A 13,479-nucleotide genomic window follows, 5' to 3' on the forward strand; every position below is an offset into this window, starting at 1 on the left:
TTGGTGGGTCGTGCGGGATTCGAACCTGCGACCAATTGATTAAAAGTCAACTGCTCTACCAACTGAGCTAACGACCCAATTTCCTTGCTGCTTTAACATCTTGCAAGATGTCTTGGCAACGGCGGCATATATTACTAATTTATCTTGGCAGCGCAACTTAAATTTTCGAACAAGTGGTTCAACTGCTTGTTCTTCACACGAATGAGCCCAGAAATCGGTCAAATCGACTAACTTCTGGGCTCATTTTTTTTGCTTGCTAACCGGCGACGCGACTTTTCGCCTGTTTGGCCGCAGCACTGGTTGGGTATTGTTTAATCACCTGCTGGAACACGGCTTTGGCTTTATCAGCCTGCCCTTTTTCCTGCATGATGATACCCACCTTGTACATTGCGTCCGGTGCCTTTGGTGATTTTCCGTAATTCTTCACCACGACCGCGTAATAGTAGGCCGCATCATCTTTCTTACCCTTATTGTAAAACAACTGGCCCAGCCAATAGTTGGCATTAGGCTGGTAAGTCGATTTTGGGTACTGTTTTACGAAGGTCTGAAAAGCGGAAATTGCCTGGTCATACTGCTTTTTTTCCAGCGCCAATGAAACAGCGGCATTATAGTCGCTGTTTTCATCGCCCGAGCTGGCGGGTGCTGCAGCTGTAGCGCCCGCAGACGCGCTCTCAGCGCCATCGGAAGATGCAGCCGCTGCTGCCCCACCCGCGGCACCTGCTGCGGCAGCAGAGCCCTGAGCGCCGCCCTGGCTGATGCTATCCATTTGTTGATAGATCTGCTTTTGGCGTTCAACAACCTGATTCAGTTGATATTGGTTTTCCTGGATTTGCCCGCGGAGAGAGTCAATATCACGCTGGTTGTCAGAGAGTTGTTGCTGGAGTTGGTTTAAAAGCTGGCCCTGAGCATTGCTGATGCGCTCAAGTGAGGTGACACGGTCTTCGACCGAGCCGGAGCCGACATTACTGATTGGCGCTTGGGCAGTAGCGGCCCATGGGACCGCTACGCCAACCAGTAACGACAGACTCAACAAGTGACGTCTGAAGTTACTGTTCATGCGATTCTCTTAGTAAACCAGAACTGCACGACGGTTTTTAGCATAAGCCGCTTCGTCGTGGCCCAGTACTGCTGGTTTTTCTTTACCGTAAGAAACGATAGAGATCTGGTCAGCAGAAACGCCTTTACCTTGCAGGTACATTTTCACTGAGTTAGCACGACGCTCACCCAGGGCAATGTTGTATTCCGGCGTGCCGCGCTCATCCGCATGACCTTCTACGGTCACTTTGTAAGACGGGTTGTTACGCAGGAATGCAGCGTGCGCGTCCAGCATCTGAGCGAACTCAGAGCTCACGTCATACTTGTCCAGGCCGAAGTAAACAATGTTGTTCTTCTGCAGTTCTTGCATCTGCAGACGAGCTTGTTCTTCAGAAGACAGGTTGCTGCTGCCATTTTCTGTACCAGTGCCAGCGCCCATACCAGATTGGTCGTTGTTTGCGCTTTTGTTAGAACTACAAGCCGCTACAGCCAGAACTGGCAGTGCCAGCAGAAGCCCTTTCAGCACTTTGTTCAGTTGCATTTCTTTAATCCTTTTATAGTTTGCCATACATATTTACACATGCATCACAGATACGGCGACCAGGCAGGGAATTTGACCTGTCCATCAGTTGCCGGAAGACGCGCTTTGAAACGCCCATCAGTCGATACCAGTTGCAACACGGAGCCCATACCTTGCGTGGAGCTATAGATCACCATGGTGCCATTTGGCGCAATACTAGGCGTTTCGTCCAGGAAGGTGCCGGTTAAAACTTGAACGGCGCCCGATCCGAGATCTTGTTTGGCGATATGCTGAGCACCATTGTTGGAGCTCACCATCACCAGGAATTTACCATCAGAGCTGACTTCAGAATCCTGGTTCTGAGAGCCTTCCCATGTCAGACGCTGTGACGCACCGCCACTGGCACTGACTTTATAAATCTGTGGCCGGCCGCCCTGATCGGAGGTATAAGCCAGAGACTGGCCATCCGGGAACCAGGTCGGTTCGGTATTGTTGCTGCGCCCGTCGGTGATTTGGGTGATTTGGCCAGAGCCAAGGTTCATCACGTACAGGTTCAGGCTGCCGCTTTTAGACAGCGCAAAAGCCAGTCGGCTGCCGTCCGGTGAGAACGCAGGTGCACCATTGTGACGCGGGAACGAAGCGATCTGACGGATAGCACCGTTAGCCAGCGTCTGCACAACCAACGCTGAACGACCGCTCTCAAAGGTCACGTACGCCAGCTTGCTGCCGTCCGGCGACCAGGCTGGGGACATCAGTGGTTCCGGTGAACGGTGTACCACAAACTGGTTGTAGCCGTCGTAATCCGCGACGCGCAGCTCGTACGGGAATTTCCCGCCGTTGGTCTGCACCACGTAAGCGATACGGGTACGGAATGCACCTTTAATACCGGTCAACTTCTCAAACACTTCGTCACTGGCGGTGTGAGCAGAATAACGCAACCATTGCTTGGTCACTTTATACTGGTTCTGCGCCAGAACGGTGCCAGGTGAACCCGAGGTGTCCACCAGTTGATAAGAGATCAGGTAGCCGCCGTCTGCACCAGGTTGCACCTGGCCGACCACGACCGCGTCAATGCCCAATGCAGTCCATGCCGCCGGCGTCACTTCAGACGCGGTGGTAGGTTGCTGCGGCATACGCGCCACGTCAATTGGGTTGAATTTGCCGCTGTTGCGCAGGTCTGCGCCGACAATCTTGCCAATATCTTCTGGAGGCGTGCCTGGGCCCGCCCATTTAAACGGCACCACACCAATAGGACGAGCAGAGTCGACCCCTTGGGTGATTTCAATGCGAACTTCCGCGTGAAGAACGGACGCCCACAGAATCAAAAAACCTAACGCTACTCGAAATGCCTGCTTCATCTCATCTCCCTTATCCAGGCGGGATGCCTGCGATAAATTAGCAGAATTTTAACAAACCAACGCAAACAAAACTACATAATCCCTGTTGGTTACCTTAGTACATCCCTGCGATATGACTTAGCTAAAACAACCATTATTGTGGCTTAAACGTAAGGGGAGCATTCTTAAACACCTCATAAACTGCCTGACTTGGCGGTTTCGGGATCTTCGCCTGTTTCGCAGCAGCTATTGCCGCCTGACACAGTGCTGGATCACCCCCTTCAGATTTAACATCAATCAACAGGCCGTCCGGTGCCAATTTGATCCGCAGGTCACACTTACGTCCTTTATACAAGTCTGCGTCGTAAAACTTGCTTTGAATGGCCGAAGTAATCTGCCCCAAATAGCCGTTGATTTCAGCACCACTGGCACCCGCAGTCTTGGCATTGCCCTGACCCGCCGGTTTGCCGTCACCCTTCTGCTTGCCGCCGCCTTTCGGCGCGTTTTTGCCGTCCGCCAGACCACCGAACAAATCGTCAACTTCTGATGACTGTGCAGCGGCTGCAGCAGCTTTCTTCTTGGCATCTGCGGCTTTCTTGGCTGCAGCTTTCTCAGCAGCAGCCTTTTCGGCAGCAGCGGCTTTTTTCTCAGCTTCTGCGGCCGCTTTTTTCTCAGCCTTCTCGGCTTCTGCCGCCGCTTTCTTCTCGGCGTCAGCAGCAGCCTTTTTCTCCGCGGCTTCGGCAGCTTTTTGTTCTGCAGCCTCAGCAGCAGCTTTCTTCGCCTCTTCCGCCTGTTTCTTGGCGGCTGCGGCAGCAGCGGCTTCTTTCTTGGCTTCAGACTCGGCTTTCTTCTGTGCGTCCGCCTGCGCTTTAGCGACTTTATCCGCTTCAGCCTTGGCCTTCGCAGCGGCCGCTTCCGCTACTTTCTGTTGTTCTTTGGCTTTCGCCGCGGCGTTCTCGGCCACTTTTTGCTGTTCAGCTGCCTGCTTTTGTTGCTCTGCGGCCTGTTTTTGCTGTTCAGCCTGTGCTTTGGCGTCCTGGGCCGCTTTTTCCTGCGCGCTCAAACGCTCTTTCTCCAGCTCTTTCAGGCGCTGCTGTTCCGCCGCCTGCTTCTGCTGAAGTTCTTCGGCCTGCTGTTCCGCTTTTTTCTGGCGCTGCTTTTCAGCACGCTGCGCGTCGTTACTCTGCTGTTGTTGGCGGTTGTACTGCTCCACCACTGCCCCGGGATCGACCATCACTGCACCGACGACCGAACCGTCACCGCCGCCGCCGGCACTCATTTCGACGTTTTCTTGCAGCGATCCCCAAATCAGCAGGGCAATCAATACAAAGTGCAGAACGACCGAAACAATAACGGCGCGGTTCAGCTTATCGTTTTGCTCAGTTGCCTTTACCAAAATAGATTCCCAAAAACTGGCGTTGCTTATACGGGGTTCCTGCGCCACAGCACAGGAACCGGGTTGCCACTGACCTCAGGGTCAGATCGGCTGGGTCATCAGCCCTACAGAAGTGACGCCCGCCTGATGGAGAATATTCAATGCCTTGATAATCTCATCATACGGAACTTCCTTTGCCCCACCGATCAAAAAGACCGTTTTAGGGTTAGCCGCTAAACGCGACTTGGCTTCGGCAGCAACCTGCTCCGGCGGCAATAGCTCCATGCGATCGTGATCTACCACTAACGTGTATTGACCCACACCGGAAACCTCAAGGATTACCGGCGGGTTATCGCTACTGGACACCGCTTTAGAATCGGTGGCGTCTGGCAGATCAACCTCAACACTCTGCGTGATAATCGGCGCCGTTGCCATAAAGATCAGCAACAGCACCAGCAACACGTCGAGCAACGGAACTATGTTAATTTCGGACTTCAGCTCGCGCCGATTACGTCCACGAACTCTCGCCATGCTACCTCCTACTTATTTGCTGTCGCTGGAGAAGGCCTGACGATGCAGAATAGCGGTGAACTCTTCCATAAAGTTGTCGTAATTCTGCTCAAGCTTGTTGACGCGCTGGTTGAGGCGGTTATAGGCCATAACAGCCGGAATAGCGGCGAACAAACCGATAGCCGTTGCGATCAGTGCTTCAGCGATACCCGGCGCTACCATTTGCAGCGTGGCCTGTTTAACCGCACCCAGTGCGATAAAGGCATGCATAATCCCCCACACGGTGCCGAACAGGCCGATATACGGACTGATCGAACCTACGGTGCCAAGGAAAGGAATGTGGGTTTCCAGCGTTTCCAGTTCGCGGTTCATCGAGATACGCATCGCACGCGACGCCCCTTCGATCACCGATTCCGGCGCATGGTTATTAGCACGATGTAAACGCGCGAACTCTTTGAAACCAGAGTGGAAAATTTGTTCGGAACCCGTCAGGCTATCGCGACGTGCCTGGCTTTCCTGATACAAACGGGAAAGCTCAATACCGGACCAGAATTTGTCTTCAAAGGCTTCGGCGTCACGCGTAGCCGCATTCAAAATGCGGGTGCGCTGAATGATGATCGCCCAGGAGGCCACTGAGAAGCATATCAAAATCAACATGATAAGCTTAACCAGCAGGCTTGCCTTCAAGAATAAATCTAGGATGTTCATCTCATTCACTGCTTAAACTCCGCGACAATAGACTTAGGAAGCGCTATCGGCTTCATTTGGTGTGGATCAATGCATGCAATCAACACATCGGCCTGACTCAAAAGAGTTCCGTCAGAATTGACAATACGTTGAGCAAACGTAAGAGAAGCCCCGCGCATCGAGGTGATTTCACTCTGAACTTCCAGCTGGTCATCAAGACGTGCGGGAAGCAGATAATCTACCGTCATGCGCCGGACAGCGAAGGCGACATTTTCACTGAGCAGCTGCTGTTGATGAAAGTTATGATGACGCAGCATCTCAGTGCGCGCTCTTTCAAAAAAAGCCACATAGCGGGCGTGATAGACCACACCACTGGCATCGGTATCTTCGTAGTAAACGCGAACCGGCCATCGAAACAACGTATTACTCACTCTACTTCCCAGCAATGCAATTTAACGGTGCTACTATACGCAAGACGGATCGGGTTGGGAATGGGTTACAAGATGGGAACGAAAATAATTATGGGCCGCGATGGCCCATAACTTGGGGGTATAGCGGAGATTATAAAGAAACGTAAAGTAATCCTGCGGCCAGGATCACAATTGCCGGAAGTGGCGCAAAAAAAGCACGCCACAAAGTGCGTTGCGGTCGGAACCCGACGCCATGAACCACCCCGGCGCACACTGCCCAAATAAGCAGCAGGCCTTCCCAAATCTCCAGCGAGCTGGTCTTCGCCGCAAAGCGGGTTGGATCCCAGAAAATGCAGCCCGCCAAAATCAACGCCAGCACCAGTGAAAGGGCCCTGATAGGGCCCTTATCAGTGATAGCGTACAGCTTGTCAGTCAATGACGAACTCATTACTTACCGTCTTGCTGTGCTTTTGAATCTTCGTGATGCTCAAGCGCCAGCGCCGTGATGATGCCGAAGGCACAGGCAAGAAGCGTTCCGAGAATCCAGGCAAAATACCACATGGTTTAGCTCCCTATCCTTAATACAGCGAATGCTTGTTGTTCTCGACGAAGTTTTTGTCGAGACGGCCGAACATTTTGTAGTACGACCAGCTGGTGTACCCCAGAACGATAGGCACGAAGATCGCCGCGACAACGGTCATCACTTCCAGCGTCAACAGGCTGGAGGTGGCATCCCACATCGTCAGGCTGATGTTAGGCACCGTGCTTGATGGCATCACGAACGGGAACATAGTCACCCCGGCGGTCAGGATCACACAGGCAATGGTCAATGACGACGTCACGAACGCCAGCGCGTCTTTCGACAAGCGAGAGAACAGAACCGTGAACAACGGCAGCACCACACCCAAGGCAGGCAGTGCCCACAGCAGCGGGTACTTGTTGAAGTTGATCAACCAGGCACCGGCCTGATGAGCCACTTCTTTGCGCATCGGGTTAGACTCTGCCATGGTGTCCAGCGCCGAGGTAATCACATAACCATCGATGCCTTTTACCAGCCAAATGCCACCTAACAGGAAGAATACCGCCATCACCAGCGTGGAGATCTGCGCCGCAGCGCGAGCACGCAGGTGAATCTCACCGGTTGTACGCATCTGCAGGTAAGTTGCCCCCTGCGTCACCAGCATGGTCAAACTGACCACACCCGCCAACAGGCCAAACGGATTCAGCAGTTGGAAGAAGTTACCGGTGTAGAACAGACGCATGTATTCGTCCATGTGGAAAGGTACGCCCTGCAGCAGGTTACCGAATGCCACGCCGAACACCACCGCCGGCACGAAGCTGCCGATGAAGATGCCCCAGTCCCACATGTTACGCCAGCGGCTGCTTTCCAGCTTCGAACGGTAGTCAAAACCGACCGGGCGGAAGAACAAGGCAGACAGCACCAAGATCATAGCAACATAGAAACCGGAGAACGCCGCCGCATAGACCATTGGCCAGGCAGCAAACAACGCACCACCGGCAGTGATCAGCCACACCTGGTTACCGTCCCAGTGCGGTGCGATGGAGTTGATCATCACACGGCGCTCAGTATCGGTTTTACCGATAATGCGCACCAGGATACCGACACCCATGTCGAAACCGTCGGTGACGGCGAAACCGATCAGCAGTACGCCAATCAGGACCCACCAGATAAATCGCAGTACTTCATAATCAAACATACGTGGACTCCTGTTTAGCGCGCTTCCTGCACGGCGGCAGTCGGTTGTTCAAAGTGGTAGCGGCCAGTTTTCAGGCTGCTTGGACCCAGACGTGCAAATTTGAACATCAGGTACATTTCAGCCACCAGGAACAGGGTGTACAAGCCGCAAATCAGCCCCATCGAGAACAGAATGTCGCCCGCAGTCAGTGAAGAGTTCGCAACCGCAGTCGGTAGCACCTCACCAATTGCCCAAGGCTGACGACCGTATTCAGCCACGAACCAGCCGGCTTCGATCGCAATCCAAGGTAATGGCAAGCCATACAGCGCCGCACGGTGCAGCCACTTCTTCTGGCCGATGCGGCCGCGAAGGACGCTCCAGAACGACAGACCGATGATCAACAGCATCAGCACGCCACAGGCCACCATGATACGGAAGGCGAAGTACAGTGGTGCTACGCGTGGAATGGAGTCTTTGGTTGCCTGTTGGATCTGCGTTTCCGTCGCGTCGGTGACGTTCTGGGTATAACGCTTCAGCAGTAAACCGTAACCCAAATCCTGTTTGGCCTTATTGAACTCAGCACGTACTGCCGGGTCGGTATTGCCGCTGCGCAGCTCTTCCAGCAGCTGGTAGGCTTTCATACCGTTGCGGATACGGACTTCATGCTGCGCCATCAGATCTTTCAGGCCGGTGACCTGGGTATCTGTTGAGCGGGTGGCAATCAGGCCAAGCGCATAAGGAATTTGGATAGAGTAGGAGTTTTCCATTTTATCCTGATTCGGAATACCGAACAGGGTAAAGGAAGCCGGAGCCGGTTGAGTGTCCCACTCGGCTTCAATGGCAGCCAGTTTGGTTTTCTGCACGTCGCCCATTTCGTAACCGGATTCATCACCCAGTACGATAACAGACAGCACGGCAGCCATGCCGAAGCTGGCAGCAATAGCGAAAGAGCGCTTGGCAAAGGCAATATCACGGCCTTTCAACAGGTAGTAAGAACTGATACCCAGAACGAACATCGCGCCACAGGTATAGCCGGCAGCCACGGTGTGTACAAACTTCACTTGCGCAACGGGGTTGAGTACCAGTTCGGAGAAGCTGAGCATCTCCATACGCATGGTTTCGAAGTTGAAATCCGAGGCAATTGGGTTCTGCATCCAACCGTTGGCGACCAGGATCCACAGCGCAGAGAAGTTTGAGCCTAATGCAACGAGCCAGGTAACGGCCATGTGCTGCACCTTGCCCAGACGATCCCAGCCGAAGAAGAACAGGCCGACCAGCGTCGATTCAAGGAAGAACGCCATCAGACCTTCGATGGCCAGAGGGGCCCCGAAAATATCACCGACGTAATGTGAGAAATATGACCAGTTAGTCCCGAACTGGAACTCCATGGTCAAACCGGTGGCCACACCCAGAGCAAAGTTAATTGCAAATAACTTGCCCCAGAATTTGGTCATATCTTTATAGATTTGCTTGCCTGACAGTACATATACCGTTTCCATAATTGCCAGCAAAAACGCCATACCTAGCGTTAATGGGACAAATAAGAAATGGTACATCGCCGTTAAAGCAAACTGTAAGCGCGACAGTTCGACAATATCAAACATCTTGACTCCTTGCTCCTCGCAGGAAGACTCCGACATGCGGTTATCGATATGACTTCGGGTGAAGCTACCGGTAACGCCCCGCAGTGAATGCCCTTAAACACAACAAAAATTTGATCCAGCTTCTCCGCTTTCAACCATGCATTCGACGCAGGCCACACCGGCCAATGTACTAAACACACCACTGAAAACCGACAACGGGTAACAAATGCAACAAGATCAACCATCCATTTTCATCATGGATGATACTCGCCCAATCCCACACAATAAATAGGTTTTTACGTGATATGGGTTAGACTTTTGGTTACAGGTCAAATTCTGGCCTAAAGAGGTATTCAGACGTAATTTGATCTGAAACAATTTAAGCCTATCTGCATTTTATTTCCAGATTCAGCTCACAATTTCTCATAATTATCTTGTGGTTATGTTACACAATGGTTTCGTAGTCTATCTACGTGCCTTTTGTGTTAAATAGATGTGATATTTAATGGTTATTTGTATTTAAATCGAAGTTGGCCTGTGACTAATGTTAGCTTTTATTAACCTACTCTCAGGACAAGCTTAGCTTATTTTTTTGCTCTGATAATTTCTGGCAATAAAAAAGAAAACTTATTGATTGAAACAGTCAGCATATACACCCGCCGCCTATCCTCTTTTCGCCACGAAATGGCTCTCCAAAGGTGCCTGACGCCCGATACACGGGATATAGGTTAACGCTCCCGCCTAGGGCAGGCAAAAAAAACAGGGCCAGACAAAAAGTCTGGCCCTGTTTAAATATGGGCTACTGCAGGCGGTTAATTAGCGATTCAGAACCGCTTTTACTGCCTCACCGATATCAGCCAGGCTGCGTACGGTTTTAACCCCTGCCGCTTCCAGCGCCGCAAATTTCTCGTCTGCAGTGCCTTTACCGCCGGCAATGATGGCACCAGCATGGCCCATACGTTTGCCTTTAGGCGCGGTAACACCCGCGATATAGCCAACCACTGGCTTGGTCACGTGGTCTTTGATGTAAGCGGCGGCTTCTTCTTCCGCGCTGCCACCGATCTCACCGATCATCACGATCGCTTCGGTCTGCGGATCTTCCTGGAACAACTTGAGGATATCGATGAAGTTGGAGCCCGGGATCGGGTCACCACCGATGCCCACACAGGTAGACTGACCCAGACCGGTATCCGTGGTTTGTTTCACCGCTTCATAGGTCAGGGTACCAGAGCGGGAAACGATACCCACTTTACCCGGCAGGTGGATGTGGCCAGGCATGATGCCGATTTTGCACTCGCCTGGGGTGATAACACCTGGGCAGTTAGGGCCGATCATGCGCACGCCGGCTTCGTCCAGCTTCACTTTCACAGTCAGCATATCCAGCGTTGGGATACCTTCGGTGATGGTGATGATCAGTTTGATGCCTGCATCGATAGCTTCCAGAATGGAATCTTTGCAGAATGGCGCCGGTACGTAGATCACGGACGCTGTTGCGCCAGTCGCTTCTACGGCTTCACGCACAGTGTTAAACACGGGCAGGCCCAGATGCTGAGTGCCACCTTTGCCCGGCGTAACGCCGCCGACCATTTTGGTGCCGTAAGCGATAGCTTGCTCAGAGTGGAAAGTCCCCTGGCTACCGGTGAAGCCCTGGCAAATTACTTTGGTGTTCTTATCGATTAAAATGGACATTATTTGCTCCCCACTGCCGCAACAACTTGCTGAGCCGCATCAGTCAGGCTGGTCGCAGCAATGATATTCAGACCGCTGTCCGCCAGTTTCTTGGCGCCCAGCTCGGCGTTATTCCCTTCCAGACGCACAACCACCGGGACGTTAACGCCCACTTCGGCAACTGCGCCAATGATACCGTCGGCGATCAGGTCGCAACGCACGATACCACCGAAAATGTTAACCAGAACGGCTTTCACCTTGTCGTCAGACAGGATGATTTTGAATGCTTCAGTCACGCGCTCTTTGGTTGCACCGCCGCCCACATCGAGGAAGTTAGCAGGTTCGCCGCCGTGCAGTTTAACGATGTCCATGGTACCCATCGCCAGGCCTGCGCCGTTAACCATGCAACCGATGTTGCCGTCGAGAGCAACGTAGTTCAGCTCCCACTGAGCCGCACGGGATTCACGCTCATCTTCCTGAGAAAGGTCACGCATTTCACGCAGCTCTGGCTGACGGAACAATGCGTTGCCGTCGGCGCCCAGTTTACCGTCCAGGCAGATCAGATCGCCCTGCTTGGTGACGACTAACGGGTTGATCTCAACCATGGCCAGATCACGCTCCAGGAACAAGGTCGCCAGACCCATGAAGATCTTGGCGAACTGGCCAACTTGCTTGCCAGTCAGACCCAGTTTGAAGGCCAACTCACGACCCTGGTAAGGCTGCGGGCCTGCCAGTGGATCGATGGTCATTTTGTGGATCAGTTCCGGCGTTTCTTCCGCAACTTTCTCGATCTCAACGCCACCTTCGGTGGATGCCATAAACACCACGCGACGGCTTGCACGGTCTACTACCGCACCCAGGTACAGCTCTTTATCGATATCGGTCGCGGCTTCTACCAGGATCTGGTGAACCGGCTGACCCAGCGCGTCAGTCTGGTAAGTCACCAGACGTTTGCCCAGCCAGGCTTCAGCAAAAGCACGGATATCTTCTTTGCTGTTTACGACTTTAACGCCGCCAGCTTTACCGCGGCCGCCAGCATGAACCTGACATTTAACCACCCACGGGCCGGAGCCGATTTTGGATGCGGCTTCTTCCGCTTCACGCGGTGTGGTACAGGCATAACCGGTTGGTGCCGGCATACCATACCGAGCAAACAGCTGTTTTGCCTGATATTCGTGTAAATTCATGATGTTCTATCCATTCAGTTCTGAAGGTTTTAGCCGAGCCATTTTGGCGGAAAACCGCATGACTTTAATCGGCCACATAGCACAGAGTGTGGACGCGGCGTACCCGTCATACTTGAAGCTACAACTTTGTTGGCTGCCTTCTCTCACCCCAGTCACATAGTTCGCTATGTTCCTGGGGATTCGTTCCGTTGCCGCCGCGATGTAACTTCAATTATTTAAGGGTCGCGCGCCCATCAGGGTTACTAAACGTCCAGCAGCAGACGAGCCGGATCTTCCAGCATCTCTTTGACCGTCACCAGGTAACCCACGGATTCTTTACCGTCGATCAGGCGGTGGTCATAGGACAGTGCCAGATACATCATTGGCTGAATCACAACCTGGCCTTTAACCGCCATTGGGCGATCTTTAATGGCGTGCATGCCCAAGATGGCGCTTTGCGGTGGGTTGATGATCGGGGTAGACATCAGTGAACCGAATACGCCGCCGTTGGTAATGGTGAAGTTACCGCCCGTCAGCTCTTCCACGGTCAATTTGCCATCACGGCCTTTGACTGCCAGTTCTTTGATTTTCTTCTCGATGTCCGCCATGCTCATGCTGTCTACATCGCGCAGCACTGGGGTCACCAGGCCACGTGGGGTAGATACTGCAATGCTGATATCGAAATAGTTGTGGTACACCACGTCGGTGCCGTCGATAGACGCATTCACTTCAGGGAAGCGTTTCAACGCTTCAACCACGGCCTTGATGTAGAAGGACATGAAGCCCAGACGTACACCGTGACGTTTTTCGAAGGCTTCGCCGTACTGCTTGCGCATGTCCATGATCGGCTGCATGTTGATTTCGTTGAAGGTCGTCAGCATCGCAGTGCTGTTCTTCGCTTCCAACAGGCGCTCGGCTACGCGCTTGCGCAGACGGGTCATAGGTACACGCTTCTCGCTGCGACCGCTCAGAGCAGGCTGCGGAGCGGCCTCAACGGCAGCTGGCTTATCGCCTTTCTTGCCGTTAGCCAGGTGTGCTTCCACATCTTCGCGGGTGATACGGCCACCCACACCGCTACCTTTGATGGCAGCAGCATCAAGATCGTGCTCGGCAATCAGGCGGCGGATCGCCGGGCTGAGTGCGTCGTTGCTTTCTTCTTCCAGGCTGGCGGTTGCGCGCTGAGCTGGAGTGGCTTCTTTAGCCTGGCTCTTCTCTTCGGTCGGCTTGCCTGAACTGTTGCCCGGGCGAATACGGCCGAGGATCTGGCGAGAAAGCACGGTTGCGCCCTCTTCTTCCACGATCGCATCGAGGATCCCTGCTTCGCTGGCCGGTACTTCCAGCACAACTTTATCAGTTTCGATTTCAACCAGAACTTCGTCACGCTGGACGCTGTCACCTGGTTTCTTGTGCCAGGTGGCTACGGTCGCATCTGCAACCGATTCAGGAAGGTCAGGAACCAGAATATCTACGCTACTCATTTGCTTTCCCTTA

At 53.1% G+C, this 13,479-nt stretch carries 14 protein-coding genes and 1 tRNA gene; all 15 read right to left on the bottom strand.

What is annotated here, in order from left to right; translation table 11 throughout:
* Position 1: 1 nt before the first annotated feature.
* The 15 genes from AC2FC2_RS18525 to odhB all read right to left on the bottom strand — a co-directional run bounded on the left by AC2FC2_RS18525 (position 2) and on the right by odhB (position 13,466).
* Positions 2-77: transfer RNA gene (locus AC2FC2_RS18525), tRNA-Lys, on the bottom strand.
* A gap of 179 nt (positions 78-256) precedes the next feature.
* A complete protein-coding gene (gene cpoB / locus AC2FC2_RS18530) occupies positions 257-1,057 on the bottom strand; it encodes a cell division protein CpoB (RefSeq protein WP_209636237.1) in 801 nt (266 codons plus the stop codon).
* Between the two features lie 9 nt (positions 1,058-1,066).
* Entirely contained in the window at positions 1,067-1,576 is a 510-nt protein-coding gene (pal, locus tag AC2FC2_RS18535; protein ID WP_037418161.1) for a peptidoglycan-associated lipoprotein Pal, read from the bottom strand.
* A 44-nt stretch (positions 1,577-1,620) separates the two neighbouring features.
* Positions 1,621-2,913 (bottom strand): Tol-Pal system beta propeller repeat protein TolB, encoded by a 1,293-nt coding sequence (gene tolB, locus AC2FC2_RS18540; protein WP_020825685.1) that lies wholly within the window; start codon positions 2,911-2,913, stop codon positions 1,621-1,623.
* Positions 2,914-3,046: 133 nt separating this feature from the next.
* Complete coding sequence (tolA, locus tag AC2FC2_RS18545) at positions 3,047-4,288, bottom strand: cell envelope integrity protein TolA (protein WP_209636246.1); 1,242 nt, start codon at positions 4,286-4,288, stop codon at positions 3,047-3,049.
* Positions 4,289-4,369: 81 nt separating this feature from the next.
* Entirely contained in the window at positions 4,370-4,798 is a 429-nt protein-coding gene (gene tolR / locus AC2FC2_RS18550; protein ID WP_037418155.1) for a colicin uptake protein TolR, read from the bottom strand.
* Positions 4,799-4,810: 12 nt separating this feature from the next.
* Positions 4,811-5,494 carry a Tol-Pal system protein TolQ gene (tolQ, locus tag AC2FC2_RS18555; RefSeq protein WP_209636248.1) on the bottom strand — a complete coding sequence of 228 codons (684 nt, stop codon included), beginning with the start codon at positions 5,492-5,494 and terminating at the stop codon, positions 4,811-4,813.
* Positions 5,491-5,895, bottom strand: a complete 405-nt coding sequence (gene ybgC, locus AC2FC2_RS18560) for a tol-pal system-associated acyl-CoA thioesterase (protein ID WP_012005710.1) — start codon at positions 5,893-5,895, stop codon at positions 5,491-5,493. Before ybgC ends, tolQ begins: the two co-directional genes overlap by 4 nt.
* Positions 5,896-6,025: 130 nt before the next feature.
* Entirely contained in the window at positions 6,026-6,322 is a 297-nt protein-coding gene (gene ybgE, locus AC2FC2_RS18565; RefSeq protein WP_265554335.1) for a cyd operon protein YbgE, read from the bottom strand.
* Positions 6,322-6,435 (bottom strand): cytochrome bd-I oxidase subunit CydX, encoded by a 114-nt coding sequence (cydX, locus tag AC2FC2_RS18570; protein ID WP_004949761.1) that lies wholly within the window; start codon positions 6,433-6,435, stop codon positions 6,322-6,324. The genes ybgE and cydX overlap by 1 nt, the downstream gene beginning before the upstream one ends.
* 17 nt (positions 6,436-6,452) lie before the next feature.
* The gene (cydB, locus tag AC2FC2_RS18575; RefSeq protein ID WP_265554343.1) at positions 6,453-7,592 is read right to left on the bottom strand and encodes a cytochrome d ubiquinol oxidase subunit II; all 1,140 of its coding nucleotides are present in this window, start codon (positions 7,590-7,592) and stop codon (positions 6,453-6,455) included.
* A gap of 14 nt (positions 7,593-7,606) precedes the next feature.
* Positions 7,607-9,175 (bottom strand): cytochrome ubiquinol oxidase subunit I, encoded by a 1,569-nt coding sequence (gene cydA, locus AC2FC2_RS18580; protein WP_490659704.1) that lies wholly within the window; start codon positions 9,173-9,175, stop codon positions 7,607-7,609.
* 795 nt (positions 9,176-9,970) lie between these two features.
* The gene (sucD, locus tag AC2FC2_RS18585; RefSeq protein WP_209636256.1) at positions 9,971-10,843 is read right to left on the bottom strand and encodes a succinate--CoA ligase subunit alpha; all 873 of its coding nucleotides are present in this window, start codon (positions 10,841-10,843) and stop codon (positions 9,971-9,973) included.
* Positions 10,843-12,009: an ADP-forming succinate--CoA ligase subunit beta gene (sucC, locus tag AC2FC2_RS18590; RefSeq protein WP_012005704.1), complete on the bottom strand. Its 1,167-nt coding sequence runs from the start codon at positions 12,007-12,009 to the stop codon at positions 10,843-10,845. The genes sucD and sucC overlap by 1 nt, the downstream gene beginning before the upstream one ends.
* 242 nt (positions 12,010-12,251) lie before the next feature.
* Positions 12,252-13,466, bottom strand: a complete 1,215-nt coding sequence (gene odhB / locus AC2FC2_RS18595; RefSeq protein WP_209636258.1) for a 2-oxoglutarate dehydrogenase complex dihydrolipoyllysine-residue succinyltransferase — start codon at positions 13,464-13,466, stop codon at positions 12,252-12,254.
* Between the last annotated feature and the right edge of the window lie 13 nt (positions 13,467-13,479).

This window comes from Serratia sp. CoH_122_TC_1 (genome assembly GCF_058191755.1).

Bases quoted from the DNA above. Each gene is read 5' to 3' on its own strand.
- cydB (WP_265554343.1), bottom strand. From the start codon at position 7,592: ATGTTTGATTATGAAGTACTGCGATTTATCTGGTGGGTCCTGATTGGC.
- tolR (WP_037418155.1), bottom strand. From the start codon at position 4,798: ATGGCGAGAGTTCGTGGACGTAATCGGCGCGAGCTGAAGTCCGAAATT.
- ybgE (WP_265554335.1), bottom strand. From the start codon at position 6,322: ATGAGTTCGTCATTGACTGACAAGCTGTACGCTATCACTGATAAGGGC.
- tolB (WP_020825685.1), bottom strand. From the start codon at position 2,913: ATGAAGCAGGCATTTCGAGTAGCGTTAGGTTTTTTGATTCTGTGGGCG.
- sucD (WP_209636256.1), bottom strand. From the start codon at position 10,843: ATGTCCATTTTAATCGATAAGAACACCAAAGTAATTTGCCAGGGCTTC.
- pal (WP_037418161.1), bottom strand. From the start codon at position 1,576: ATGCAACTGAACAAAGTGCTGAAAGGGCTTCTGCTGGCACTGCCAGTT.
- cydX (WP_004949761.1), bottom strand. From the start codon at position 6,435: ATGTGGTATTTTGCCTGGATTCTCGGAACGCTTCTTGCCTGTGCCTTC.
- cpoB (WP_209636237.1), bottom strand. From the start codon at position 1,057: ATGAACAGTAACTTCAGACGTCACTTGTTGAGTCTGTCGTTACTGGTT.
- cydA (WP_490659704.1), bottom strand. From the start codon at position 9,175: ATGTTTGATATTGTCGAACTGTCGCGCTTACAGTTTGCTTTAACGGCG.
- sucC (WP_012005704.1), bottom strand. From the start codon at position 12,009: ATGAATTTACACGAATATCAGGCAAAACAGCTGTTTGCTCGGTATGGT.
- odhB (WP_209636258.1), bottom strand. From the start codon at position 13,466: ATGAGTAGCGTAGATATTCTGGTTCCTGACCTTCCTGAATCGGTTGCA.